The following is a 25,695-nucleotide window of genomic DNA, read 5'->3' on the forward strand; positions in this document are numbered from 1 at the left end:
GCTCACTTCGCGTGCGTGTTTGCGTGCCCGGCTGTTCGCCAACCAGGGATGTCACAGGTCTTCGCATGTCTTTTATTTCCAGCAACAGGCCCGTACGTGGTGCACTGAAGTTGAAGACGCTGTCGCTCGCGATTGCCGCCAGCCTGCCCGCCTGGGCACTGGCCGACGAGCCTGCGGAAACCTTCAACACCACCTTCCTGCAAGGCGCGCAGTCCGCCGTCGACCTGCAGCAATTGCTGTCGGCCAACAGCGTGTTGCCGGGTACTTACCGCGTCGACCTGTACAGCAACGAAGTGCTGGTCGGTCGCCGTGACATCGACTTCAAGCGCAACCCCGGGAACGGTCGCGTCGAAGCCTGCCTGACCCTCGACCTGCTCAAGCAACTGGGCATCGACATGGCCCGCTTGCAGGCCCAGGGCAAGCTGGATCCGCAGCACCCGCAGGACTGCTACGCCCTCGCCGACATGATTGAGGAGGCCAGCGTACGCTACGACAGCAGCCGCCTGCGCCTGCTGGCGAGCATTCCGCAGGTGGCCATGCAGCGCGGTTTGCGCGGGTATGTCGACCCGCAGTTGTGGGACGACGGCGTGCCTGCGGCGTTCATCAACTACCAGCTCAACAGCAACCGCAGCGCTGGCGACGCCGACACCCGCATCAACAACAACCTCGGCCTGCGCAACGGCATCAACCTGGGTGCCTGGCGCCTGCGCAACGAGTCGAACATGAATGGCGGCACCGGGCGCTCGAACACGTTCACCAGCAATCGCACCTACCTGCAGCATGACGTCACGCCGATCAAGGGCCAGTTCAGCGCCGGTGAGATTTTCTCCGACGCCGACCTGTTTGACAGCGTGCGCTATCGCGGCTTGAAACTGGCCTCGGATGACGGCATGCGCGCCGACAGCGAGCGCGGTTATGCGCCGGTGATTCGGGGCGTGGCGCAGACCAACGCGACCGTCGAAATCCGCCAGAACGACTACATCCTCTACACCGCCAACGTCGCGCCGGGGCCGTTCGAAATCAACGACATCTACCCCAGCGGCTCCAACGGCGACCTGGAAATCACCGTGATCGAGTCCGACGGCAGTCGCCGCGTGACGATGCAGGCGTTCTCCAGCCTGCCGATCATGGTGCGTGAGGGGCAAGTCAAATACAGCCTCTCGGCGGGTACCTTCAAGAGCAATGCCGACGGTTTGGCGACGCCGCGTTTTATCAGCAGCACCCTGGCGTACGGCTTGACCAGCAACCTCAGCGGCATCGTCGGTGTGCAAGCCAGCGAGGACTACAGCGCGCTGTCGATCGGCGCCGGCAAGAACACCGCGCTGGGTGCGTTTTCCCTGGATGCCACGCATTCTTCCAGCAAGGCCCGTGGGCAAACCACCCAGGGCAGCAGCGTGCGCGCGCTGTATGCCAAGACGTTTGCCGGCACCGACACCAACTTCACCCTGGCCGCCTACCGCTACTCCACCGAGGGCTACCGCACCCTCACCGACCACGTCGAAGACATGAGCGAAGACGTGCGCGTGCGCACCGGCCATTCGAAAACCCGCACCGACCTGACCATCAACCAGAGCCTGGGCCGCAACAATGCGTTCGGCAGCCTGTATGTGAACGCCAGTGACCAGCGCTACTGGAATCGCGGTGGGTCGCAGAGTTTTTCGGCCGGCTACACCAGCAACTGGGGTGACCTGAGCTACAACCTCGGCGTGACACGCACCAAGCAAATCGTGACCTGGGGCGCGCCGAGCAGCGACACGCAATTGAACCTGTCCATCTCGTTCCCGCTGGGCAGCCAGGCGCGCGCACCGCGGGCGTTTGTCACCACCAGCCGCCAGCACGGCGACACCACCACCCAGGCGGGTATCAATGGCTACGTCGCCGACACCAGCGACACCTTTTATTCGGTGCAAGCGGGCCACAGCGACACCAGCGGCAGTTCCGGTTCGGTGAACCTCAACAGCCGCACCTCCATGGCAGACGTGAGCCTCGGCTACAGCCAGGGCCAGGGCTACAACTCGCAGAACCTCAACATCGCCGGCTCCGTGGTGGCCCATGCAGGCGGCATCAACCTGGGGCAAACCGTCAGCGAGACCTTCGCGCTGGCTGAAGTACCGGGCATCTCCGGGGCGAAGATCAGCAGCTACAGCTGCGTGGAGACCGGCTACAACGGCTATGCGGTGATCCCGACGGCGCAACCTTACCGGGTCAACTGGATCAGCCTGGACACCCGCGACCTGGGCGGCAATGTGGAGGTCACCAACGCCACCCAACAACTGGTGCCACGCCGAGGCGCCGTGGTCGTCGCGCATTACAGCGGCACCACCGGACGGCGGGTGCTGTTCGAGTTGTTTGATGCACAGCACAAACCGCTGGCGTTCGGCGCTTCGCTGGAAGATGGCAACGGCAAGCAACTGGCAATTGCCGACCCGAATGGGAATGCGCTGGCGTTGGTCGAGCAGGATCAAGGTACGTTAGTGATCAAGTGGGGCGACCAGCAATGCAATGCCCACTATGCGCTGGCACCACAGAACAAGGCGCTGAACTATGAGCGCCAGGCGTTGGTGTGTGCGCCTTGAAGCTGGGGTAGAAGGCCAACAGGTGGGGTTGAGGTAGGGCCCAGGCACCCGGGTGTATGGAGATCAAATGTGGGAGCTGGCTTGCCTGCGAAGGCGGTGGGTCAGGCACCAAATGCATCAACTGACAGGCCGCCTTCGCGGGCAAGCCAGCTCCCACAGGGGATTGGGGTGGGGCCTGAGACCCCGGGTATACGCAGATCAAATGTGGGAGCTGGCTTGCCTGCGAAAGCGGTGTGTCAGTCGCCGAATGCATCAACTGACAGACCGGCTTCGCGGGCAAGCCCGCTCCCACAGGGGATTGGAGTGGGGCCTGAGACCCCGGGTGTACGCAGGTTAAATGTGGGAGCTGGCTTGCCTGCGAAGGCGGTGGGTCAGGCAGCGAATGCATCAGCTGACAGGCCGCCTTCGCGGGCAAGCCCGCTCCCACAGGGGATTGGGGTGGGGCCTGAGATCCCGGGTGTACGCAGATCAAATGTGGGAGCTGGCTTGCCTGCGAAAGCGGTGTGTCAGGCACCAAATGCATCAGCTGACAGGCCGCCTTCGCGAGCAAGCCCGCTCCCACAGGAGATTGGGGTCGGGCCTGAGACCCCGGGTGTATGAAGATCAAAGGTGGGAGCAGTTATTGGCTCATCTGCTCCAACGTGTAGCGCAATGAAGCCGCCAACATCGGCCCGTGCCCCAGGCCCGGGAATGCCTGGTAGCGCACGGTCAGTCCCTCGACACTTTGCAGCGAGGCCAACAGGCGCTTGACCGCGCCATCATCCTGCGGCTTGGCGGCCCTGGTCGGGCTGGCGGGTTCTGCATCCCCGCGCATCAGCAGCAAGGTCGGCCGCTTTGCGTGCAGGCGCTGCGCGAGTCCGTCGGTATGAATCACGCCATTGTTCCACCACAGCGACGGGCTCGCCGCGGCGTAGTCGTCAAACGCCTGCGGACGCGTCGTCAAGGCATGCAGCACCAACAACCCACCATAGGAATGCCCCCACAGCAATTGCCGCCTGGGTTGTATCTCCAGGCGCTGGTTGACCAGCGGCCGGATCTGCTCCGTCAGCAAATCCAGGAACTGATCGGCGCCTCCGCTGGGCACATCCGTCAAGGGATCACGTTGCGCGCCCTCGCCCACTCTCGGGGTGTAGTCGAACGTCCGCGCATTGCGCTCGATACGCAGCGGCGTCGCATACCCCACCGCCACCAGTACCGGCGGCGCCGGGCGATGGGACAGGTGGTTGAGCAGTTCGGTATCCAGCGCCGCCATCGCCGCATTGCCATCGAGCAGATAGGCCACGGGGCTGGCCGCGCTGACCTTGAGCGGGCGCCCCAGCCACACCCGGTAGTGCCGCGCGCCGTCAGTCGAGTCCAGCTCCAGCGTGCTGAACTGGTAGTCGCTGGCCTCGCGCAATACCGGTGCATCCATCAGTTGGTCGGGTGCCGGCTGGGCACAGGCACATTGCACAAAAAACAACGCCAACCAGCATGCGCGCCCCATCAGAACGACGCCGTCAGGCTGGTGTACAAGGTGCGCCCGGACTGGTTGTAGGTCGCGGCGCCGGCGCCTTCGATGTTGTTCACGCCCTGGGCATTGCCCTCGCGCCACAGGCGTTTGTCGAACACGTTGTCCACACCGGCGGTGAGGCTGAGGTTTTTTGTCAGGGCGTAGGTACCGCTCACCCCGGCAATCGCATACGGCGAGAGTTGGTTGTTGCTGGTGCCGGTCACGCGGTTGCCGTGGTAGTCGTATTTCTTCGGAGTCTGCTTGCCGTACCAGGCCACGCTCGCCTGCAGGGACAGGTCCTGGGTGGCCTGCCAATCGAGCATCGAATTGAGGGTGTACTTGGGCGTGACCGAGAGCACATCACCGGTCTGTTTGTTTTTCGATTGGAGCATGTAGGTGAAGTTGTTGGTCCAGTTGACCTGCTCGCCCAGCGGCAGCGCAACGGTACCTTCCAGGCCTTCGACCAGCGCCTTGGGCACGTTCTCCCACTTGAAGATGCTCGCGCGGGCGGTGCTGCCGGTGCCGCCGGACGCCGTGCCGACCGGGGTCAGGCCGGACTCGATCTTGTTTTTGTAATCGTTACGAAAATACGTCAGGCCGGCGACCACGCCGTCATTGCGGTACTCCAGGCCCAGTTCCTTGTTGACGCTGGTTTCCGCGTCGAGGTCGGCATTGCCTTGCAGGTAGCAACTGGTGGTCTGGCCGTAGCAACCCTGGCCGTTGCTGTACAGCAGGTAATTGGGGTTGAGCTGGTAGAGGTTCGGCGCCTTGTACGAACGGGCGATGCCGGCCTTCAAGGTCAACGTGTCGGTGAGCACCTGGGACAGGTTGAGCGACGGGCTCCAGTTGTCGCCGACGATGTTGTGGTGGTCCAGGCGCAGGCCCGGGGTCAGGCGGGTGCCGGGGCGCAGCTCGATGTTGTCTTCGGCGAACAGCGAAAAAATGCGCGACGCCGACGAGTCACTGCGAGAGGTGCTCGACAAGCCAGGCACGCTGCCGCCAGCCGTGGTGGTTTGCAGGTTGGCATTCGGGTCGCCGAGCTTCTGTTCGACCCACTCGCTGCCGAGCGTCAGCACCTGGTCGACACCTGCGTGCAGCGGCAGGTTGACTTCACCGTGGGCGGTCAGGTCGCGCAGTTCGTTGGTGCTGAAACTGTTGGCGGAAAAGATCCCTTCCAGGCCACCGGCCAGGCCTTCATTGAGACGGCGGTTGCGAGTCTTTTCATACTGCACGTAGGCCAGGGTGCTGCCGAAATCCCATTCGCCGCGATGGGTCACGGCGTAGGTTTCACGGTAGAGAATATTGGTCTCATGCCCCAGCATGTTCTTCACGGTGGCGTTGCTGTTGGTGTTCTGGGTATCGCCGGTATAGATATTGCCCTGGCGGCTGAAACCGGCCTCCAGGTCGAGGGTTTGCTCGGGAGTGATGTTCCAGCTGAGCAGGCCGTTGACGTCTTTGTTGCGCACCCCCTCGCGCCCCGCCGGCAGCGTGCCGACCTGGTTGCCGGTGCGCAGGGATTCATGCCCGCTGTTGATGTCGGCATCGTCGGCGTTGGTCTTGGCCACGTTGCCGTACACGCGGTAGCTGAGGGTGTCGGTGAGCGGGCCATTGAGGCCGAAGTTCATGCGCTCGGTCTCACCTTCGGCCGAGTGCTGGGCGAAGTTGTGGTAGATCGATGCCGAGCCGTGCGTTTGCGTGCCCGGCTGCTTGGTGATGATATTCACCACGCCACCCGCCGCGCCGTTGCCATAACGCGCTGCCGCGGGGCCGCGAATGACTTCGATGCGCTCGACCTGATCGGCTGGCACCCAGTTGCTGTCGCCGCGGCTGTCACGCTCGCCACGCCAGCCATAGCGCACCGAATTGCGGCTGCCGACCGGCTTGCCGTCCACCAGGATCAGGGTGTTTTCCGGGCCCATGCCGCGAATATCGATCTGGCGGTTGTTGCCGCGCTGGCCGCTGCTGGAGTTGCCGGTGAGATTGACGCCGGGCATGGTGCGGATGATGTCCGACAAGTCGTTGGCCGGTGGGCGTTTCTTGATGTCTTCAGCGGTGATGATCGACACACCGGGCATCTGCTTGATCTCTTCCTGCGCGGTGCCCAATACGGTCTGGGTCGGCAGTTCCATCTGCGCAGGGGCTTCGGCCTCGGCGGCGAAGCTGCTGACGGGCAACAGGCTGCAAATACTCACGGCAAGCAGGGACAAGCGGAACATGCGGGGATCTCCAAGCGCAGCCCGACCGATAGCGGTGGGCCATCAAAGATCGCAGATGATAATCAGATGCAATTGCGAGTAAAGAACATTAACTTTCTAAACATTTGCCGTGGGCAGGCGCAGATTCATGCGCAATCCCGAGGCACCCTGGGTCGCCCACAACTCGCCGCCCTGCAGTTCGATGGCACGCCGCGCGATGCTCAATCCCAGGCCAAAACCCGTGCCCACCGTGCCGTCCAGCCGCAGGTAGGCTTCAAAGATGCGCTGCAGATCGCCCTCGGCAACGCCTGGCCCCTGGTCTTCGATCACCAGCCACCAGCGGTCGCCATCCCGCTGGCCGCTCAGGCGAATCACGCCGTTGGGCGGTGAGTGGCGGATGGCGTTGCGCAGGATATTTTCCACGGCCTGGGCAAAGCTGTTGAGGTGTACGTGCACCTGGCACGTACTGTCCAGCTCGCACACCAGCGCTTCGAGCGGCCAGCCGGTTTCGAAATGCGCGTCCTGCACCAGCGCTTCCCAGACGGAGGCCACCACCACCGCTTCGGCTTCCAGGCGAGGTTTTTCGGTGTCGAGCCAGGCCAGGTTGAGGGAGTCGTCCACCAGCCGGCGCATCTCCTCCACTTCCCGTGACAGGCGTTGCTGCAACTGCTCGGGCGGCAGGCCGCTGTCACTGGCGATTTTCAAACGTGCCAGTGGCGTGCGGATTTCATGCGACAAGGTGCGCAGCAATTGCCGCTGCTGATTAAGGCTCTGGCGCAGGCGCTCGGCCATGTGTTCATAGGCGCGGGCCAGTTCGCCGAGTTCATCCGGACGGCGCGTCACGCTGCTGCTGGCCAGCGGTGCGAGGTCGCCGGCACTCAACGCGTTGGCGCGCTCGCGCAGTTCATTCAACGGCTGCACCAGATGGCGGTACAGCACCAGCCCCAGTGCGAGCGCCAACAACGCCGGCACCAGGCCGTGGGTGAACACATGGGTCCACGGCGTGAGCCCCGGCGGCAACAGGCGTTCGGGCAATTGCATCACCAACCGCCCACGCTCGGGGTGCTCCGGGAAAGCCATGCTCACGTACGGCAATTCGTCTTCGAGGCGCTTGCTCATTGGCCAACTGAGCTTGCGCATGAACGTCAGGTGGCTGACCTGTTCGGCGCTCAACGGCGTGGTGCCCAGGCTTTGCAGGTAGTCATCCAGCACCGCCACCCAGGTGTGTTCGCGCTGCTGCAATGCCAGGCGCCAGCGCTCTACCGCCGCGGCGTCGCCAGTGGCCGCCACGTGCTCGGCCTCGGCCGCATAGGCAGCCAGGGCGATGCGGTCGGACGCCTCCAGGAAGTAGGTGTTGCGCTCCACCCGCAAGCCCCAACTCCACACCAGCCATACCAGCAGCAAACAGGCACACACTTGCAGCAGCGCCATTTTCCACAGCAAGGGATGACGACGTTGCATCAGGCGCCGTCGCACAACAGCACATAACCCTGATGACGCACCGCGTCGATGCGGATGCCCTGTACCTCGATGGCAGCCAGTTTGCGCCGCAGGTTGCACACATGCACATCGAGGCCACGATCCAGGCGGGTGTATGGCCGGTGCAGCACATGCTGGTAGAGGAAGGCCTTGGTCAGTGCCTCGCCTGTGTGCTCATGCAGCGTGCACAACAGACGGAATTCCGACGAGGTCAGGCCGGCGGCGCGGCCGTTGAAGCTGACGTCCCGCGCCTGCGCGTCGAACGCCAGGGCGGAAGGCCGCGAAGGCATCGACGGCGCCCGCGTGCCGCAATCGATCGCCACGCGCCGCAGCAACGCGTCGATGCGCACATCCAGTTCGGCCAGGCTGAAGGGCTTGGGCAGGTAGTCATCGGCGCCTTGGCTGAAGCCGGTGATGCGATCCTGCTCGGCGCCCAGGGCCGACATCAGGATCACCGGCGTACCGCGCTCCTGGCGCAGCCGCGCCAGGATATTCAAGCCACTTTCACTCGGCAGCATGATGTCCAGCAGGATCAATTCCACTGGCGTCTGCAGCGCCAGGTCCAGGCCCTGTCCACCGCAATGGGCGCTGTTCAAGGCAAAGCCGCGCCGGCTGAGATGGTTGCTCAGGTGCGTGCACAGCTCGACGTCATCCTCGATGATCAGGATGCGCGGGCTGGAAGATAAAGACGGGGCCAGATGATAAGTATTCACAATTACGTCAGTTTCGCATTCGACGAAACATTTCGCAATGTTCACTCACCCCGACACTGTCCCTCCGCCTGCAATTGACGCCCCTGCGCTTGCGCCCGGCCCACCAGGCGCAGCAGGTTGCCGCTCCAGATGTTGCCGATATCCGCCTCGCTGTACCCGGCCTGCAGCAACGCTTCGGTGATCTTCGGCAACTGGCTGACATCCTCCAGACCCCGCACCCCGCCACCGCCGTCCCAGTCCGCGCCGATCCCTACGTGCAGCGGCCCGACCTGCTCCAGCGCGTGCAGCAGATGGCGCATGAAGTCGGCAAAAGTCGCCTGGGGGTTGGGATAACGCTGCTGCACGTCGAGGATCTGCGCCGACAGCGCCTGGAACTGCGCCGGCTGCAGCGCCGGCATCAGGCGCAAGCGCTCGAACAGCGGCTTGAGCGCCTTGTCACGCTGGGGATTGGGCGGCTGCGCGATCAGGTAGCTGCCATAGGTATTGACCTGAATCACCCCGCCACTCGCCGCCAGGCGACGCATGCGCGCGTCGTCGAGGTTGCGCGGGTGCGGGTTGATCGCGCGGCTGCTGGAATGCGAGACGATGATCGGCGCGCGCGACAAGGCGAGCATCTGGTCGAACGCCTGGTCGGACGCATGTGAGGCATCCAGCAGCACGCCCAGGCAATTGGCGCGCTGCACCAGGTCGCGCCCGACCGGGCTCAGGCCGTGCCATTGGGGAATGGCGGTGGCCGAATCCGCGACTCGATTGTTGGCGCTGTGCACCAGGCCAAGCATGCGCAGGCCGAGGCGCTGATAAGTCGCCAACAGCCGTGGGTCGGCAGCCAGGGGCTCGGCGTTTTCCATGCTGATAAACACCACGCGCTTGCCCTCGGCAGCCAGGCGTGGCGCATCCTGCGGCTGCAACGCCAGGCCGAATTGCGCCGGGTAGCGCGCCACCATGTCGCGGATGCGCGTCAGGGTCGCCAGGCCTTGGTCGGCGGCCCGCGCCACGCCGGCTTCATCGTCGCTGCCCTGGGGCGTGTACACCGCCCAGAAACCGCCGTCGAGACCGCCTTCGACCATGCGCGGCAGGTCGACCTGGGACAAGTCCTCACGGCCATGCCGCTGCAAAAGGCTCCAGCCCGGGCGCGACAATTGCCGAGGCGTATCCAGGTGGCTGTCGAGCACCAGCAAGCGTTCATGCAGCGCACGCGCCTGGGGGCTGACCTCGGCGTACGCCGGCACAATCGCCAGGCTCAGCAGCAGTGCGAGCAACCTCATGGGCCGATCCCGAACAGGCGCTCGGCCTGCAGCGGCGCCGTCACCAGCGCCTGCAGGGTCGCCAGCAACGGGCCGTCACACAGCGCGTGCAACTTGGCGTGCAACAAACCATCGCGGCCGGCCGCATCCAGCGCAGCGTCCGGCCCGTCATAGTCCAACTCGACCGACTCGCCGGTCAACGCGTGCACACTCAGGGCCGCGGGAAATCCTCCGCTGCGCGCCTGGCGCTGGTCCATCTCGGCACTCGCTTCAATATGCACACGCGCCATGAACGCCAGCACCTGCGGATCGGCAAGCGCCTCGCCCTCGAAGTCTTCCAGCGCCGCGCGCCCGCGTACAAACGCGCTGGCCACCACATACGGCAAGCTGAAACGCGCGGCCAGGTCGTTGTCGATCGCCCGGGTCGACAGCGACCGTGCACTGCCGGCGTTGACCCGCACCACCACGCTCACCACCTGCCCCGCCGGCACCTGCTGGCGCAGTTCCAGCGCCAGGCGAATCGCCGTCTGGCAACCAAAACAGGCGGGATACGGTTTGATCGCGAAGCTATCGAGGTGCTTCTCCAGCGGATCGGCGGATAAAAACCCATCCTGTGCGGTGTCAAATCCAAAGCTGGCCAGCCAGCCGTGTTCGCCGGTCAGGAACGCCGCCGGCCCGGTGGCGCCCGCCTGGGCGAGCAACACCGACTGCACTGCGTGCTGGGCGGAAAACCCCACGGCCAGGTCCTTGTCCTGGCTGTAACTGCCCACCGTCGGCGACAGCGCTGACAGCAACCCGGCACTCAGGGCGCTGGCGGCAATGGCGGTGCCGTGACAAGCGCGGTCAAGGTCGTCATCGAGCAACGCCGAACCACCCAGCGCCGCGGCCACCGGTGCGATCAGCGAGGTGGTACGAAACCCCGCCTGCGCCGTGCGGTGGCCACGTCCCAGGGCCTCGGCCAGGGAAATATTGGCTGCGAAAGCGATCCACAGCGCCCGCAGCAAGCGCTTGCCGACCACGCCATGTTGTTCGGCCAGCGCCAGAATCGCCGGGATGATCACCACGGCGGCGTGCCCGTTGTTGCGCGGGTTGATCAACACCTCCTGGAAGTCCAGCGCCTCGGCGGCGGTGCCATTGAGCAGCGCGGCGCGCGCGGGGTCGGTGCGCAGCGTCGCGCCCCACACCGAGCACCCGGCGGCGACCGGCTGCGCCAGGGCACTGTCGATGCGGGTGCCGCCCACTTGATGGCGCCTTGCGTACGCGGCGATCGCCACGGTGTCGGCGAGCAGCCGCCCGAGCGCACGCGAGACCGCGTCGGGGATGGGAGCCTCAAGCAATAGCAGATGTCGTGCGACCCACTGCCGGTCTATCGTCGTTGCCACGGTTATTGAACCCCTTGCGCCATGATGCCGCCATCGATCACGAAGTCCGTGCCGTTGGCGTACTGAAAAGCCGGCCCGGTAAGGGCCACGATGGCCTGCGCCATTTCCCGGGGTTCGGCGAGCCGGCCCAGGGGAATGCTGGCCAGAAGATGTTGTTCATCCAGGCGCCCGGCCTCGATGGCGCTTGCGACCATGCGCGTGCGGGTGTAGCCGGGGCTGACCGAGATCGCGCGCACCGAGGCCGCGGCGAAATCCAGTGCCAGCACCTCGGTCATTGCCACCACGCCGGCCTTGGCGGCGGCGTAGCTGGCCCGGCCGGGGCCGGAACGGTGAGCGATGAATGAAGCGATGTTGACGATCAACCCGGTGCCCGACGCCGCCAATGCTGGAAACGCCGCCTGGCAGCTGTAAAACGCGCCGCTGAGATTGGTCTGCAGCACCGCCTGCCAATCTTCGGCGCGCATATCGATGGCCGACGCGCGGCGCGCGATACCGGCGCAGGTCACCAACACGTCCAGGCGCTGCAAGCCTTCGGCGGCGCGCTGGAGGGCGGCCGGGTCACGCACATCCACGGCGGTGATGGGAAACCCGGCCTGCGGATTCGGCGCCAGGTCCCAGCCGATCACTTCGGCGCCCTGCTCCTGGAATACCTGGGCCACGGCCAGGCCGATGCCACTGCCGGCACCGGTGATCAACACACGTCTTGAAGGGCTCATAGCAAGGCGCCTTGTTCGAGTAACACACGTTTCACCGCATCAAACCCGGTGCGCTGCGCCAGCCGGCTGGACAGCGCGGCCGACACGCCCGCCGCATGCCCGGTGGCAAAACTGGTGCCCATCACCCGCACGGAGCCGAAGGCGATGTCGTCGGCACCAATCGAGCTGCCAGCCAGCCACAGGTTGTCGCTGCCTTCGGGAATCAGTGCACCAAACGGCACATGAAACCAGCCGTGGTGCGGGATGGCGCGGTACTCGGTGACGCCGGACCGCGGGTGCAATTCACAAGGCCAGCCGGAACGGGCGATGCCATTCGAGCGTTGCCGTGCACTCAGCGCGTCGTCGGCCACCACGTCCTGCTGGGAGATCACGCAGCGGGTGGAGCGGATGCCCAGTTGCGGCCCGCTGGTTTCCAGGATCGCCTGGGCAAACCCGGGCACGGTGCGGCGCAACGATTCGAGGTAGTCATGGGCGATGGTGCGGGCTTCGATTTCAGCGCGGGTCAGGTAGTGCGCGTCGGTGTTGACCAGGTCGACATCGATCATCATCGCCCAGTAGCTGCCCGACCACGGCAACGGCACGAAGTAACCGCCATTGCTGCGCGCCAGGTGACGCCGTGTGCGCCGTTGGTAGTCGATGACGGCCGCTTGCAGGGCCTCGCGGTCCGGCGCATGCCCGGGCTCGACATTGCCGATGCGCACGGTCAGGGTCGCGGCCTGCAGGCGCGGGCGCAGGCTGTGCGGGGCGATCATCGCCGCCACATTCGCGTTGCCGGTAGCATCCACCACACTGCCGACCTCGAGGCGCAGGCTGCCTTCGGGATGACTGCACAGCAAGGCATCGATATGGCCGTTCTTGCCTTCGGTAGCGATGACGCGGCAATGCAGCAGCGGCGTGATGCCGGCGCTCAGCACCAGGCGATCGAGCACGGTCTTCAGGCGTTCGGGGTCGAGCAGGATGATCCAGTTACCCGAGCTTTGCAGCACCGGTTCCACCGAATGCCCGAACGCCTGCAGGGCATCCAGCACCCGCTGCCCCATGCCAGCCACCACCCGCTCCGGCGTCGGGCCGCTGGTGAGGAAGCCACAGTAGGACTGCACCCCGGAGATGGTCGCAGTGCCGCCGAAGAAACCATAGTCCTCGATCAACACCACGCGCCGGCCACACTCGGCCGCTGCCAGCGCTGCGGCAATCCCGGCCGCGCCACCGCCGACGACGGCCACGTCATAAAAAGCGCTCATAGCACGGTGTCGAGAAAGTCACGGGTACGCGGGTCCCGTGGCGTGTCAAAAAATGCCTCGGCCGTGGCGTGCTCCACCACCTCGCCCTGATCGATGAAATACACGTAGTCGGCGACCTCGCGGGCAAAGCGCATCTCATGGGTGACCAGTACACAGGTCATGCCCTGGGCGGCGATCGAACGGATAACCCCCAGCACTTCTTTCACGGTGTGCGGGTCGAGGGCGGCGGTCACCTCATCAAACAGCATCACCTGGGGCTGCATGCACAGGCCCCTGGCGATTGCCACCCGCTGCTGCTGGCCGCCGGACAACTCGCCGGGATACGCCTGTTCCTTGCCTTCCAGGCGCACCTGTTGCAACAGCGCGCGGGCTTCTTGCTCGACGGCGTGGCGGTCGCGCCCGAGGACCTGGACCGGCGCCATGCTGACGTTCTGCAACACCGTGCGATGGGGGAACAGGTTGTAGCTCTGGAACACGATGCCCACCCGCTGGCGCAACTGCTGCAGGGGCAATTGCGGGCTGCCGATCAGCGCGCCGTCGAGGGTGATTTCGCCCTGGTCGATCTCGGCCAGGGCGTTGATGCAGCGCAACACCGTGGACTTTCCCGACCCCGACGGGCCGATGATGCACACCACTTCGCCACGCCCCACGGCCAGGTCGATGCCCTTGAGCACCGGCGTGTCACCGTAGGCCTTGCTCACCGCGTGCAAGGCGATAAAGGGGTTTTCCAGGATACGTTTCATGGGTTACCTGTAGGCCAGGCGCCGTTCCAGGGAACGGGCCAGCAGTGAAAGCGGAAAGATGTAGAAAAAGAACAACGCCAGCACCAGCCCGTAGACCGGCAGCAACAGATCGGTGCGCGCGGTGGCGGCGAGGATCTCGCGGCTGGCGCTGAGCAACTCCCCTACCCCGACCAGGCTGGCGAGCGCGCTGGACATGGTCACCACGCAGTACAGGCCCAACGCCGGCGGCACCATCAGCCGCAAGGCCTGGGGCAGGATCACATGACGCAGTTGGGCCACCGGGCCGTAGCCCAGGGCGGTGGCGGCTTCCCACTGGGTCCGTGGGATCGACTGCAAGGCGCCGCGCACGATTTCCGAAGCATTGCCCGCCGCCGGCAAGGCCAGGGCAAAGACCGCTTTGAGCCACGCCGGCAAGCTGATCACCGCGCCGGTCAGGTGCCATTCATAGGGCAGCAGGTGCATCACAAAAAACATCACCACCAGCCACGGCGCGTTACGCAGCAACTGCGTCAGCCCGCGTGCGCCCAGCCGCAGCACGCGCGAACGGGCGCGCTGCAGGGTCCCCAGACAGACACCGGCAAGGCACGCCAACAGCATCGCCAACACACCGATCCACAGGTTCAGCGCAAAGCCCTTGAGCATCAGCGGCAACCACGGCAGCAGGGCCACAATCACCTCGTTCATGCACCACCCCCGGGAATCTGCAGGCGCCCTTCCAGACGGTGCAGTGCCCAGGCCAGCACTGCCATTGCGCAGAAATACGTGACCAGGACCAGCAGCATCATTTCCACCACGTTATACCGCTCACTCCAGATTTCCTGGGCGCTGTACAACACCTCAGGCACTGCCACGGCGTAGGCAATGGAGCTGCCCTTGATCAGTTGCACCATGTTGTTGCCCAGCGCCGGCAAACAGGCACGCAAGGCCAGGGGCAACTGGATATGCCACAGCCGACTCGCGCGCCCATACCCCAAGGCCAGGGCCGCGTCGCGGGTGCTGGGCGGCACCGCGAGCAGCCCGGCGCGCACGATTTCCACCGCAAACGCGCCGTAATGCAAGGTGATGCACAACGCCGCCAGCCCGAACGGGTTGGCGTACCAAGGGGCCGCGCCACCCTCCAGGCCGCCGCGCAACAACGCGCCGACGCCGAAGTAAATGAAGTACAACTGCGCCAGGCTGGGCGTATTGCGCAGCAGCTCGACATAACCGCGCACCAGCCAGCGCAACGGCCGCGAAGCCCCCATCGCCAGCGCACCGAACAGGCCGATCAAGCACGAACCGAAAATGCCAATGGCCGAGAGTTGCAAGGTGGTGACGATGCCGGAGGCAAATTGGCGGGCGGTCCAGCCGTCGTAGAACACCGGAAAATTCCAGCCGGTGCGGGTATTGAGACGTTCAAATCCGTCGGTGAGGCGTTGCAGGAAATACGGCAGGCTCTGTTTGTCCTGCGCCGCACTCTCGACTTCGCTCGGGTCCAGCGGATGCTTGTGGGGCAAGCCATAGCGGCTTTCCAGTTCATACAGGAAACCGCTCTGGCGCCAGTGCAACGCCAGTTGCTCCAGAAGCTCGCGCCACTGCGCGTCGCCCTTGGCCACGGCCATGCTCCAGGGGGCTTCGAGAATCACCGGCAACTGGATGCGATAGCCCTGCCATTGCTGGCTGTCCTGCAGGCGCAGGCGCGCCACCGCCTCGTCCATCACCTGGCCGATGCAGCGTCGGTCACGCAGGGCCTGGGCGCTTTCGGTGAGCCCGGCGAACGCGAGGATATTGACCCCATAACGCTCGGACACCGCCTGGTTGTAGGTCGAGCCCTGGCTGCTGCACAACGTCGCACCGCGCAGGCTCTCCCAACTTGCCACCGGCTGGTCGTCACGGGTCAGCAATACCGCGCCAGAGGCATAGAAGCCCGGGAAGATGAAGTCCACCAGGCGCTGGCGTTCTTCGGTCACGCTGAAGCCGGTGATGATCACGTCGCACTTACCCTGCTGCACGAACGGCACGCGATTGGCGCCGCTGGTCGCGATGGTCTGTGCGCCGATCTCGCGGCCCAGGCGCTGGCTGAGGGATTGGCGCAGGTTTTCCAGCAGGTCGGCGTTGAAACCCACCGCCTGCCCCGACGGCGTCAGGTAGGCGAACGGACGGTTCTCGACATTGGTGCAGGCGTTGACCACCCCACGCGCGTGGATGCGCTGCAACACCGACCCGTCCTCGGCCATCGCGCCCAGCGCAGCCGTCAGCACGCTGACCGCCAGCCAGGCCTTGAGCAACCGCATCACCACGAATACGTCGCCTTGAGGTAGTAGAACGCGCCGTTCATGCCGAATGGCGAGTAGGAGATGTAGTTGACGTTCTGATGGCCGGGGTTGTTCAGGCTGTTGCGTTTGTCCGGGTAGGCGTCGGTGACGTTGTCGCCGCCCACGGTGAATAGCCAGTCGGTGTAGCGGTAGCTGGTGGACAGGTCCAGCACCCATTTGGCATCGAAACGCTGGTCGTAGGCTGCGCCGGTGTTACTCACCGCCAGGAAGCTGCCGTAGCGCACGAGGTTGGCGTGCAGGCCCCAATTGTCCTTGCTGTAGTCGGTGGAAAACGACAGCTTGCTGCGCGGTGTGCTGTCGGTGAGTACACCGTAGCGGTCGCGGCGGTCGATGCGGTCCAGGTTCAGGCCGCTCTGCGCCAGCGCGGTGGGGTTGTCCTTGATGTCGGTGACGCGCGTCTTGCTGTAGCTGTAGCCCACGGTGCTGTTGAGGCGACCGCCATTGTCGAAACGGTAGCGATGCTGGCCGGTGAGGTCGACGCCACGGGTCTGGGTGTCCACCGCGTTGGTGAAGTAGCGCACCGACTGGTAGAGATCGGTGGCAATCCCGTTGGCCGCCAGGTAAGCCTGGCCGGCGGCGGTTTGCACGTTGAGGTTGCTCGACAGGGTCACCCGGTCATTGATGTTGATCTGGTACACATCGAGCGTGGCGCTGAAATCATCAGTCGGTTGCAGCACCAAACCCAGGCTGATGTTGCGCGACTTCTCGGCCTTCAAATCCTCTGCACCGAGCAAGCGTGCAATCGGCGAATCCACCGAGGCGGTGAGCTGGTCCTGGTAGGCGTTGATCGACGTGTTGAGGGCGCTGGTGGTCGCCGAGTAATGCTGCTGTGCCAACGACGGCGCACGGTAGCCCGTGGACACACTGCCGCGCACGGCGACCACCGGGTTGAAGTCATATCGGCTGGAGAACGAGCCGGTGGTGGCACCGCCGAAGTCGTTGTAGTCGTCATGGCGCAGGGCAACCGAGGCGCGCCATTTATCGGTCAGGTTGGTTTCCAGGTCGATGTACTGCGCCACCACATCGCGGCGGTAGCTGCCGCTGTCGCCGGGCTTGAGGCCGGAGAAACCTTCGGCGCCGGTGCCGTAGTAGGAGTTGGCTTCGCCGCTGCTTTCCTGGTAGGTCTGGTGCTGGTATTCCAGGCCGAACGCCACCGACAACGGGTTGCTCAACAGCGGCACCGCCAACTCGTTGCTGAAGTCCAGCTGGTACACCGCCAGGCTGCTGGTGAGGCTGCCGTCATCGAAGTTCTGCTGGGCATTGCCGGTGTCGCGGTACAGGTACCGGTTGAGGGTGTCGCGGCTGCTCAGGTCGATTTCATTGCGACCGTAGTCGACGCTGGCGTCCCATTTCCAATCGGCCAACAGCCCACGCAGGCCCAGTACCAGCGATTGGTCCTGGGTCTCGGCGTGCAGGCGCGGCAGGTAGCCTTCAGGGTGCGCAGCGCGGTCGAAGGTGGAAGCGCGACCGTTGCGAAAGGCATCCCAGGTATCGCCAGTGGACTTGTTGTAGCCGGCAAACCCGTAGGCGGTCAGGTCGTCGCTCAAGGCGTAATCGGCGTTGAGCATGACCTTGCCGTTGGTGATGTCCGGGTCGCCAAGGCGATACGTGGTGCTGCCATAACCCGGCGCGCCAGGATTGCGATTGTCCGGACCGGCGCGGTTGGTGAAGTCATTGTTGTTGCCGTCGAAACTCAAGTGCGCACTGCCGCGCTCGCCGAGTTTGAAACCGGTGTCGGCGTCGACATGACGCTGGATGCCGTCGCCCTTGGAGTACTGGCCGTAGCTGGTGGTGACCTGCCCGCCCTCGTCATCTTTCTTGAGGATGACGTTGATCACCCCGGCAATCGCATCCGAGCCGTAACGCGCCGATGCGCCGTCGCCCAGCACTTCGATATGGTCGATCGCCGACAGCGGAATCGCCCCCAGATCCACCGGCGCCGAGCCACGGCCCTGGGTCACGTTGGTGTTGAGGAAGGCACTGGTGTGCCGACGCTTGCCATTGACCAGCACCAGCACTTGGTCCGGCGACAGGCCGCGCATCTGCACCGGGCGGATGATCCCGGTGAACCCGGAGCTGGCCGGACGCGGGAAATTCAAGGACGGGATCAACCGCGACAGGGCTTCGGACAACTCGTTGCTGCCGGTGCTTTGCAGGGTTTTGCTGGACACCACCTGGATCGGTTGCATTGACTCCAGCACAGTCCGGTTTTCCGAGCGCGTGCCGGTCACCACCACCGCATTCAACTGCGGGGTGGTGTCGCTGTCTTCTGCCGCTTGTGCCTGCATGCCTGCCACGACTGCCACCACCGCGAGCGACAGCCTGCACTGTTTGAACCTGCCCTTGATCATTCCTTATTCCCCAGCCAACAGCCGTCACCGCGCCCTGACATAAACGCAGGGGCAGTGGCTGTCGAACATTTGTCTATTCAAAAGTTGATAAAAGAGTGGCCAGGGGGCAATTCGGTGGTGTGTTGATTGCTTGCCTGGTATGTCACACGGGGCCCAATTTACCTGCCCTGCGCGGCCATACCTATGGAAAAAACAGCGGACAACACTAACTTTTACTCATGTGGCACTGCGGTTATATGGTTAAAAGAACACGGTCTATTTGAAGACGGTTTATTGATTGAGCGCGATAAAAGATCAGGCTATAAGTGCTCGGTTTTATTAACAGGCAATACCCGAGTGTTCTAACTTATGAATCTTCGCCAGATGGAAGTCTTCCGTTCCATCATGCTCACCGGCAGCATCGCGGGCGCCGCCGAGTTGTTGCATATCTCCCAGTCCGCCGTGAGCAAAATGCTCAGCCACACCCAGCAACGTGGTGGTCCCAAGTTGTTCGAACTGGTCAAGGGCCGGCTGGTGCCCACCAGCGAAGCGCGGGAGCTGTACGAGGAAGTCGAGCGGCTGTGGCGCAACGTGGAACGGGTGCGTGAGCTGTCCAGCGAGCTGGCCAACCCTTCCAAGGGCAACCTGTACATCGCGGCCTCCCCGAGCCTGGGCATGTCGGTGGTACCGCAGAGCCTGGCGCAGACGGTCAAGGAGCGACCGGACCTGAGCGTGAAAGTGATCCTGCCGCTGCCCGGCGCACTGACTGATGTGGTGGCGGAGAAGATCGTCGACATCGGCATCACCACGTTTGAAGTCGACCACCCGAGCATCACGGTGCATGCGCGCTATAGCTGCCCGCTGGTGTGCATCATGGCGCCTTCGCATCCGCTGGCTTCGCTTGCGTCCATCAGCCCGACGGACTTGATTGGCCACCGGCTGATTTCGGTACCGTTGCAGGAGTTGTATGGGATCAATGAAGAGAAGGTGTATGGCGACGTATTGGCGCAATTGAATATTGGGTTGCAGGTGCGTTCGGGGTTGATTGCGAGCCTGTTCAGTTTGGCCAGTGGGGAGATTGCGGTGGTCGATGCGCTGGCGGTTTCGGGGAATTTGCTGCCGTTGGTGATCCGGCGGTTTGAGAGTGCGGCGGCGGTGAATATTTCGGTGATTCATAACAGCTTTAAGCCATTGTCGCCGCAGGCGTTGTTGTTTCGGGACATGGTGATGGGGCATTTGCGGGGGGTGTCTGATAGTTATCAGTGATGTGGAGTGTGGGTGAATATCCGTTTTTTGGGTAACGGCTGGTATTGGTTCCGCCCTTACGGCGGGTCACTTTTGGAAAGAGCCCAAAAGTAACCAAAAGGCTCTTGCCCCACCACTCGGTGCCTCGCCTAGGCTCGGCATGCCCTCACTCCGGCTTGAATCCGTGGGCCGCCGCGATGGGCCATCCCTGGCCCAGCGCGGCTAACCCGGCGTCCTGCCGGGTTACCCACGGATTCAAGCCTGCGTTCGGCCAGCGTGGTTTAACGGGGCGCCTAGGATCAAGATCAAGATCAAAAACAGAGCCAGAGCACACCGCTTTCTGCCTGAAAAGTGGAGATCCAAATGTGGGAGCGGGCTTGAACTGGTCAAGTAATCTTGGACACCGATTAAGGGTTCACGCCACCAGCTTCTCCCTGGCGACTGGTGACCGATAGTCGTTGTAGCTATGCGGCCTGGTGATGTTGTAGCGCGATACATAGCGCTGCACATCCGCTCGGGCCTCATGTTCCGACCCGTAGCCTGCTTCTGGCACCCACTCTGATTTCAAACTTCCAAAGAAACGCTCCATCGGAGCGTTATCCCAGCATTCGCCTTTACGGCTCATGCTTTGTCGGAGTCCATGTTCCAGCAGTTCATTTCTGAATTTATGGCTGGTGTACTGGCAACCTTGGTCGGAGTGAAACAGTACGTCTTTTGGGCGACCGCGCAGTTCAATCGCCATGCGCAGGGCTTCGCAGGTCAGCGTGGCATCAGAGATCATCGAAAACGACCAGCCCACAATCCGGCGAGCGAACAAGTCCAGAACCGCCGCGAAATACAGCCAACGCTTGCCGACTTTGATGTACGTCACGTCCCCACACCACACCTGATTGACCGTCGCAACATCAAACTTGCGTTTGAGCACATGCGGTGCCACCAAAGCCTCCACGCCAGGTGACTTGTACTTATGGCGCCGGCGTTGACGGCTGACAATGCCTGCTTCTCGCATCAAGCTGCGAGCCATGAACCGCCCGACATCATGCCCGCCGGCTTGCAGCTGTTTAGCCAAGGTACGAGCGCCCGCAGACTCTCTCGACGCCCTGTGGTGCTTGACCAGCATAGCCTTGAGTTTCTCTCGCTTAGGGCTCACCTTGCCTTGGCGCTGACGCCATGCGTAAAAGCTACTGCGGTTTATTCCGAACACACGACAGCAATCGTTAACGCCGTACTGCTCGCCCAGCTCACAGATCAACGAGAGTGATCTTTGGCGTCCAAAAGCAGGAGAGCACTGGCCTTTTTTAGGATTTCGATATCCCGGTCTCTTTGCCTGAGCAAGGCTTTAAGTTCCTGGATCTCTCGCTGATCCGCGGTAATCGCCTTGGCTCCCACCGGAGTCGAGCCCAAGCGTTCCTTGCGAACTTGATCGACCCAGCGGCGCAAGGCCGTAGGGCCAATATCCAAGCTGGCACAGACCTCGGGAACCGACTGCCCCTCGTCCAGCACCATGCTGGCAGCCTTGAGTTTGAACTCACATGAATAAGATTTACGCATATCCAAACACCTCAGATTTGGACGCCATCATAGCGCCCGATTGAGGTGTCCAAAATCATTAGGCCAGTTCAGCTTGCTCGCGAATGCGGTGTGTCAGTCAACAAATTCATTGCTGATCCACCGCATTCGCGAGCAAGCCCGCTCCCACATTTTTGACCGTGTCCGGCTTCCTTACCCTGTGAAATCAGCTTTTCTGTGGGAGCTGGCTTGCCTGCGATGGCATCAACTGGGTATGCCTGATGTACCGAGTTGCCTGCATCGCGGGCAAGCCAGCTCCCACATTTGAACTCACTCCAACTGAAAACCCGGTCGGCTCTAAGGCCGCCGCGCTCTTGATTTTGATCTGAGGCGCCCCGTCAAACACGCTGGCCGAACGCAGGCTTTGGAGCGTGGGTAACCCGGCAGGACGCCGGGTTAGCCGCGCTGGGCCAAGGATGGCCCATCGCGGCGGCCCACGCTCCAAAGCCGGAGTGAGGGCACACCGAGCCTAGGCGAGGTGCCGAGTGTTGGGGCAAGAGCCCTTTGGTTACTTTGGGGCTCTTTTCCAAAGTGACCCGCTGTAAGAGCGGAACCAATATCAGCCGTTACCTAAACAACGGATATGTACACCCCAATCACGCCCCCCAAACAGGCTCCCCAAGATTAAGCATCAACCGATTAGCCCAAGCAAAAATCGCAATCGCATGAACCAAATCAAGAATCTCCCCATCCCCCAACCCCTCCTCGCGCAGCACCCTCAACGCCCCCGCACCGACCTCCCCAGGCGCCAACGTCAGGTCAATCGCAAACCGCACAATCGCCCTCTCCCGCGACATGGTTCCGGCCGTCTGCGGATCACTGAAAACCTGCGCGATCACATCATTGCGCTTGGCCAACTGCTCAAACCGCTGGGCATGCACCGACGCGCAAAACACGCATTGGTTGACGCGCGACACCACCGCACTCGCCAACTCCCGCTCAGCCCGTGACAACCCACCCGGTGCATACATGATCGCGTTAAAGGCCAACGAACGCTGGCGTAACACTTCGGGCTGGTGAATCAACGTGAGGTAGTACTCGGAAACCTTGGCCTGGGGATGGCTCTCCTCCAACACCGCCACTTGTTCGGGGTTGGCCTGGGCCAGGTCGAGGGTCGGCAGCCAGGATTTCCAGCCCAGGCTACGGTTGGTGAAGCCTTGGATGTCCAGGGGTTCGCTCATTGCAATTGCTCCAGGGCTTTGAGCCCGCTGGCCAGGCGTACTTGGTAAGAAATGAACGCGATCAACTGACCGAGAGTGACCACGTCGACGGTGTCCAGACCGGCGTCCAGCAGGGCCGTCAACGCCTGGCGATCACCTTCCACGGGGGCCAGCACCAGGGTGCGGGTGAAGTCGAGAATAGCCTTGAGGCGCGGCGAATCCTCAGGCGCCGTAAACCCTTGAAGGCGTTCAAGGTAATGCGCGGCCAGCTCCGGTTGCGGGGTCAGTTGGCTGGCGTATTCGGCCACCAGCAGGCGTTCCTGCAGGGTCAGGCTGCCAGGCAAGTCGGCAGCAAACAGCGCCTGGTAGCTGCCTTCGGTGGCGTCGGTGATCTTGGCCCGCGCTTGGCGCAGGCCTCGTACCGGGCTGGTTTCGCCGAGCACCAAGCGGGTCAGCAGGTCGGGTAAGGCGGGACTGTTCATTGCAACTCCTTGGAATGCGCGCGGCGCTCGGCCACGGCGTTGTGCAGAAACTCCACCACGGTTTGCCACGAATGCTCGTTGGCCTGGGCGTTGGCCTCGGGCTGGCCGTCGTCGGTGTAGGTGGTGGGAATGTAGGGCAGCAAAATGCTATGGCCGGCTAACGGAAAATCCCGTTGCAGCACGGGCCAGGGGTGATCGAAATGCTGGAGGCGCGCGCTGACCATTTGCCCGAAACGGCTGGACGGCCATGCCGCGTCATCGCCGGCGGTCAAGGTCAGTACCGGCCCGCGAATGCGTTCGACGTGGATGCGCGCACGCGCTACCGCGTCGTCGTCTTCCAGCGCGGTGTTCATCGACACCGCATTACGCTGCCCGGCATCACGGGCCGCCCATGAAGCATGGCGATTGTCGTTCCACAGGTGCACCAGCGGCTGCCCGCGATACAACCACGCGGGACCATCGCGCCCCACTGCCGGGTCAGCGGCGGCTTGCCCACCATGCACCAGGGCACTCGGCACATAGCCGATCACGGCCGACACGGTGTCGGGAAACAGGCTGGCGAGCAACAACACCAACTCACCTCCACGGGATTGGCCACTGAGCGCGATGAAATCATCGGCCGGTACCAGCTCGCGACGCATCCACGCCAGCCCCCTCTCGAAATACTCGAGCGGCGTGTTGGAGATGTAGTCCGACAACCCCGGTGCCTTGAAGTACCCCAGTGCCAACGCGCTGTAGCCCCGCGAGGCATACAGTGCCGCGCGGGCTTCGTTGATGCCGCCGCCGGAGCCATTGAGCACCATCACCGCCGGATGCGGGCCAGCGCCTGCGGGTTGGAACAAGGTGCCCACCAGACCGTCCTCGCGGACCTCTCGCCGGGTCACGCCGGCGGCGGCCAGGCGTTGCACCAGTACAAGCGCCTGGTCTTGCACCTCTATGCGGGTGTGCAAGGGTTCCAGGACCGAATCAGGAAACACCGCCGCACTGTGGCCCTGCTCGATGCGCTGGCTCCATAACAAGCCCATGCCCGAGACACCGCTATAGTCGCCAGCCACCGGGGCGTCACGCTCAAGGTCCACGCGCCCCTGGGCATCGGCCACGAAGGTTGCGGCGCTCTGCCACGGCTGTCCGCCACCGCGCAGGGTGCGGCTGGTCAATGTCACCCGCGCGCCCGGCGTCACGCCTTCGACGACGATGTGGCGCGGCTCATCCAGCAGGCCATCGAGGGGCGTGATCAGCAGGCGCGCCATTACTTTTCCTCCGTCACCATCGAGGCGGTGGTGCGGTCGCTCACCAGTGGATCGACACGCAGGCCTTTGCGGGCCGCCCAGATGTTCTGGTAGTGGAATAACGGCAGGATGCCGACGTCGTCGCTCACGCGTTGCACCGAATCACGCAGGATCGCTTCGCGCTTGGCTTCATCGAACTCGGCCGACGACAGTTCCAGGTCCTTGTCCACCTGTGGGTTGCTGTAGCGCCCCCAGTTCGACGAGCCCTGCCCTTTGCTCGGGTCGGCGCTGGCCAACACGTTGAGCAGGCCATAACCCGCCTCGCCGGTGCCGTTGCCCCAGGCAATCACCGTGACCGCGTATTCGTTTTTATTGGCGCGGGCGGCATACACCGACCATGGCACCACCTGCAAATCCACCTTGATGCCGATCCGCGCCCAGAACTGCGCCACCGCCTGCATGCTCTCCGGCGCCAGTGGGTAACGGTCGCCGGGCACGTGCACGGTCAACTGGAAGCCGTCCGGAAAACCCGCTTCGGCCAACAGCTTTTTCGCCTGGGCCGGGTCGTTGGCGATGTTCTTGACGTCGGTGTTGTAGCCGAAGGTATCGGCCGGCATCCACTGGTTGGCCTCGGTCACGGTGTTTTGCAGGATGCGCTCGACAATCGCCTTGCGGTTGATCGCCAGCGACAGCGCCTGGCGTACCCGCACATCGCGCAGCGGGTTTTCGGCCAGCGGCTTGCCCTGGTTGTCACGCACGAACTCGTTCGGCCCCGGACGGAAGCTCGGCTGGATCAGCAGCGCGCGTAGCCCCGGGTAGGCAAACACCTTGACGCTCGGCGTGGCCTGCAGCTTTTTCACGTCCTGGGGCGAAACCTTGTCGATCACATCCACGTCACCCGCCAACAAGGCCGCCGTACGGCTGGCCGGGTTGGCGATAAAGCGGTAATCCACCGTGTCCCACAGCGGCTGCGCGCCCCAGTACTCCTTGTTGCGCTCAAACAGCGTGCGGTCGCCTTGGGCATAGGACACCAAGCGATACGGCCCGGTACCGATCACCGCCTTGCCGCTGTTGTAGTCCTCGGTGCTGGACTTTGCGCCGATATGCCGGCTGACGATGTAGACGGAATCGATGTTCTGCACCAGCAATGGGTTTGGCACCGTGGTCTTGACCCGCAAGGTGTAAGGATCTGGCGCGCTCACCGATTCCACCGTGCGCAGGCTGCTGGAATACGGCGCGACACTGCCGGGTACGTTGCGCGCACGCTCCAGGGAAAACACCAGGTCGTCGGCGGTGAACGGCTGGCCGTCCTGCCATTTCACGCCCTGGCGGATCTTGAATTCCCAAGTGGTGGCGTCAATCGCCTTCCAGCTTTCGGCCAGGCCCGGCAGGTTCTTGTCGTCGCGGCGGTCCAGCAAGGACTCCCAAACGTGCAAGGCCAGGGAGCGGTCGCCGGCATGGTTGTTCAGTTGCGGGTCCAGTGACGACACTGGGTCGGCATAGGCAATACGCAAGGATTGGGCGGTTGCCCCGGTTGCGCCGGTCAACAGCGCAGCAGTCAGTAGCGTCAGCAGCAAGGGCTTCATG

20 protein-coding genes are annotated in these 25,695 nt (G+C 63.6%); 2 read left to right on the plus strand and 18 right to left on the minus strand.

The window, feature by feature from the left end:
• The first annotated feature begins 65 nt into the window (after positions 1-65).
• Positions 66-2,576, plus strand: coding sequence for a fimbria/pilus outer membrane usher protein (locus tag JFU04_RS19110; RefSeq protein WP_201145381.1), 2,511 nt, complete (start codon positions 66-68; stop codon positions 2,574-2,576).
• 619 nt (positions 2,577-3,195) lie between these two features.
• On the opposite strand, the gene JFU04_RS19115 is transcribed toward JFU04_RS19110, so the two are convergent.
• From JFU04_RS19115 to JFU04_RS19170, 12 genes are all read right to left on the minus strand, one after another.
• Entirely contained in the window at positions 3,196-4,059 is an 864-nt protein-coding gene (locus JFU04_RS19115) for an alpha/beta hydrolase (RefSeq protein WP_201145383.1), read from the minus strand.
• The gene (locus tag JFU04_RS19120) at positions 4,059-6,281 is read right to left on the minus strand and encodes a TonB-dependent siderophore receptor (protein WP_201145384.1); all 2,223 of its coding nucleotides are present in this window, start codon (positions 6,279-6,281) and stop codon (positions 4,059-4,061) included. The genes JFU04_RS19115 and JFU04_RS19120 overlap by 1 nt, the downstream gene beginning before the upstream one ends.
• 96 nt (positions 6,282-6,377) lie before the next feature.
• On the minus strand, positions 6,378-7,721 hold the full coding sequence (locus JFU04_RS19125; RefSeq protein ID WP_120449122.1) for a HAMP domain-containing sensor histidine kinase: 1,344 nt from the start codon (positions 7,719-7,721) through the stop codon (positions 6,378-6,380).
• The gene (locus tag JFU04_RS19130; RefSeq protein WP_342389447.1) at positions 7,721-8,452 is read right to left on the minus strand and encodes a response regulator transcription factor; all 732 of its coding nucleotides are present in this window, start codon (positions 8,450-8,452) and stop codon (positions 7,721-7,723) included. Before JFU04_RS19130 ends, JFU04_RS19125 begins: the two co-directional genes overlap by 1 nt.
• A gap of 41 nt (positions 8,453-8,493) precedes the next feature.
• Positions 8,494-9,717, minus strand: a complete 1,224-nt coding sequence (locus tag JFU04_RS19135; protein WP_201145388.1) for a dipeptidase — start codon at positions 9,715-9,717, stop codon at positions 8,494-8,496.
• Positions 9,714-11,078, minus strand: a complete 1,365-nt coding sequence (locus JFU04_RS19140) for an MmgE/PrpD family protein (protein WP_157955064.1) — start codon at positions 11,076-11,078, stop codon at positions 9,714-9,716. Before JFU04_RS19140 ends, JFU04_RS19135 begins: the two co-directional genes overlap by 4 nt.
• Positions 11,079-11,080: 2 nt before the next feature.
• The gene (locus JFU04_RS19145) at positions 11,081-11,794 is read right to left on the minus strand and encodes an SDR family NAD(P)-dependent oxidoreductase (RefSeq protein WP_106803258.1); all 714 of its coding nucleotides are present in this window, start codon (positions 11,792-11,794) and stop codon (positions 11,081-11,083) included.
• Positions 11,791-13,035 (minus strand): FAD-dependent oxidoreductase, encoded by a 1,245-nt coding sequence (locus tag JFU04_RS19150; RefSeq protein WP_201145390.1) that lies wholly within the window; start codon positions 13,033-13,035, stop codon positions 11,791-11,793. The genes JFU04_RS19145 and JFU04_RS19150 overlap by 4 nt, the downstream gene beginning before the upstream one ends.
• Positions 13,032-13,778 (minus strand): amino acid ABC transporter ATP-binding protein, encoded by a 747-nt coding sequence (locus JFU04_RS19155; protein WP_120449127.1) that lies wholly within the window; start codon positions 13,776-13,778, stop codon positions 13,032-13,034. Before JFU04_RS19155 ends, JFU04_RS19150 begins: the two co-directional genes overlap by 4 nt.
• Before the next feature lie 3 nt (positions 13,779-13,781).
• The gene (locus tag JFU04_RS19160) at positions 13,782-14,462 is read right to left on the minus strand and encodes an amino acid ABC transporter permease (RefSeq protein ID WP_106803255.1); all 681 of its coding nucleotides are present in this window, start codon (positions 14,460-14,462) and stop codon (positions 13,782-13,784) included.
• The gene (locus JFU04_RS19165; protein ID WP_240435316.1) at positions 14,459-16,051 is read right to left on the minus strand and encodes an ABC transporter substrate-binding protein/permease; all 1,593 of its coding nucleotides are present in this window, start codon (positions 16,049-16,051) and stop codon (positions 14,459-14,461) included. Before JFU04_RS19165 ends, JFU04_RS19160 begins: the two co-directional genes overlap by 4 nt.
• A complete protein-coding gene (locus JFU04_RS19170) occupies positions 16,051-18,444 on the minus strand; it encodes a TonB-dependent receptor plug domain-containing protein (RefSeq protein WP_201145392.1) in 2,394 nt (797 codons plus the stop codon). The genes JFU04_RS19165 and JFU04_RS19170 overlap by 1 nt, the downstream gene beginning before the upstream one ends.
• Before the next feature lie 348 nt (positions 18,445-18,792).
• On the opposite strand from JFU04_RS19170, the gene JFU04_RS19175 reads away from it, so the two are divergent.
• Positions 18,793-19,689: a LysR family transcriptional regulator gene (locus tag JFU04_RS19175; protein ID WP_106803252.1), complete on the plus strand. Its 897-nt coding sequence runs from the start codon at positions 18,793-18,795 to the stop codon at positions 19,687-19,689.
• Between the two features lie 394 nt (positions 19,690-20,083).
• Here the strand turns inward: JFU04_RS19175 and JFU04_RS19180 are convergent, their stop codons facing one another.
• The 6 genes from JFU04_RS19180 to JFU04_RS19200 form a co-directional block, all read right to left on the minus strand.
• Complete coding sequence (locus JFU04_RS19180) at positions 20,084-20,920, minus strand: IS3 family transposase (RefSeq protein WP_065899479.1); 837 nt, start codon at positions 20,918-20,920, stop codon at positions 20,084-20,086.
• A complete protein-coding gene (locus tag JFU04_RS30315) occupies positions 20,917-21,219 on the minus strand; it encodes an IS3 family transposase (protein ID WP_065899480.1) in 303 nt (100 codons plus the stop codon). The genes JFU04_RS19180 and JFU04_RS30315 overlap by 4 nt, the downstream gene beginning before the upstream one ends.
• 614 nt (positions 21,220-21,833) lie before the next feature.
• Positions 21,834-22,418 carry a peroxidase-related enzyme gene (locus tag JFU04_RS19185; protein ID WP_201145394.1) on the minus strand — a complete coding sequence of 195 codons (585 nt, stop codon included), beginning with the start codon at positions 22,416-22,418 and terminating at the stop codon, positions 21,834-21,836.
• Positions 22,415-22,879 carry a CMD domain-containing protein gene (locus tag JFU04_RS19190; protein WP_201145396.1) on the minus strand — a complete coding sequence of 155 codons (465 nt, stop codon included), beginning with the start codon at positions 22,877-22,879 and terminating at the stop codon, positions 22,415-22,417. Before JFU04_RS19190 ends, JFU04_RS19185 begins: the two co-directional genes overlap by 4 nt.
• A complete protein-coding gene (locus JFU04_RS19195) occupies positions 22,876-24,129 on the minus strand; it encodes an acyl-CoA thioesterase/bile acid-CoA:amino acid N-acyltransferase family protein (RefSeq protein ID WP_201145397.1) in 1,254 nt (417 codons plus the stop codon). The genes JFU04_RS19190 and JFU04_RS19195 overlap by 4 nt, the downstream gene beginning before the upstream one ends.
• On the minus strand, positions 24,129-25,694 hold the full coding sequence (locus JFU04_RS19200; protein ID WP_106803250.1) for an ABC transporter substrate-binding protein: 1,566 nt from the start codon (positions 25,692-25,694) through the stop codon (positions 24,129-24,131). The genes JFU04_RS19195 and JFU04_RS19200 overlap by 1 nt, the downstream gene beginning before the upstream one ends.
• Position 25,695 lies beyond the last annotated feature (1 nt).

The organism is Pseudomonas sp. TH21 (assembly GCF_016651025.1).
GTDB lineage: Bacteria > Pseudomonadota > Gammaproteobacteria > Pseudomonadales > Pseudomonadaceae > Aquipseudomonas > Aquipseudomonas aylmerensis.

Coding starts and splice junctions, on each gene's coding strand:
- JFU04_RS19165 (WP_240435316.1), bottom strand. CDS start 16,051: ATGCGGTTGCTCAAGGCCTGGCTGGCGGTCAGCGTGCTGACGGCTGCG.
- JFU04_RS19190 (WP_201145396.1), bottom strand. CDS start 22,879: ATGAACAGTCCCGCCTTACCCGACCTGCTGACCCGCTTGGTGCTCGGC.
- JFU04_RS19170 (WP_201145392.1), bottom strand. CDS start 18,444: ATGATCAAGGGCAGGTTCAAACAGTGCAGGCTGTCGCTCGCGGTGGTG.
- JFU04_RS19185 (WP_201145394.1), bottom strand. CDS start 22,418: ATGAGCGAACCCCTGGACATCCAAGGCTTCACCAACCGTAGCCTGGGC.
- JFU04_RS19135 (WP_201145388.1), bottom strand. CDS start 9,717: ATGAGGTTGCTCGCACTGCTGCTGAGCCTGGCGATTGTGCCGGCGTAC.
- JFU04_RS19145 (WP_106803258.1), bottom strand. CDS start 11,794: ATGAGCCCTTCAAGACGTGTGTTGATCACCGGTGCCGGCAGTGGCATC.
- JFU04_RS30315 (WP_065899480.1), bottom strand. CDS start 21,219: ATGCGTAAATCTTATTCATGTGAGTTCAAACTCAAGGCTGCCAGCATG.
- JFU04_RS19120 (WP_201145384.1), bottom strand. CDS start 6,281: ATGTTCCGCTTGTCCCTGCTTGCCGTGAGTATTTGCAGCCTGTTGCCC.
- JFU04_RS19195 (WP_201145397.1), bottom strand. CDS start 24,129: ATGGCGCGCCTGCTGATCACGCCCCTCGATGGCCTGCTGGATGAGCCG.
- JFU04_RS19155 (WP_120449127.1), bottom strand. CDS start 13,778: ATGAAACGTATCCTGGAAAACCCCTTTATCGCCTTGCACGCGGTGAGC.
- JFU04_RS19160 (WP_106803255.1), bottom strand. CDS start 14,462: ATGAACGAGGTGATTGTGGCCCTGCTGCCGTGGTTGCCGCTGATGCTC.
- JFU04_RS19200 (WP_106803250.1), bottom strand. CDS start 25,694: ATGAAGCCCTTGCTGCTGACGCTACTGACTGCTGCGCTGTTGACCGGC.
- JFU04_RS19150 (WP_201145390.1), bottom strand. CDS start 13,035: ATGAGCGCTTTTTATGACGTGGCCGTCGTCGGCGGTGGCGCGGCCGGG.
- JFU04_RS19125 (WP_120449122.1), bottom strand. CDS start 7,721: ATGCAACGTCGTCATCCCTTGCTGTGGAAAATGGCGCTGCTGCAAGTG.
- JFU04_RS19175 (WP_106803252.1), top strand. CDS start 18,793: ATGAATCTTCGCCAGATGGAAGTCTTCCGTTCCATCATGCTCACCGGC.
- JFU04_RS19110 (WP_201145381.1), top strand. CDS start 66: ATGTCTTTTATTTCCAGCAACAGGCCCGTACGTGGTGCACTGAAGTTG.
- JFU04_RS19115 (WP_201145383.1), bottom strand. CDS start 4,059: ATGGGGCGCGCATGCTGGTTGGCGTTGTTTTTTGTGCAATGTGCCTGT.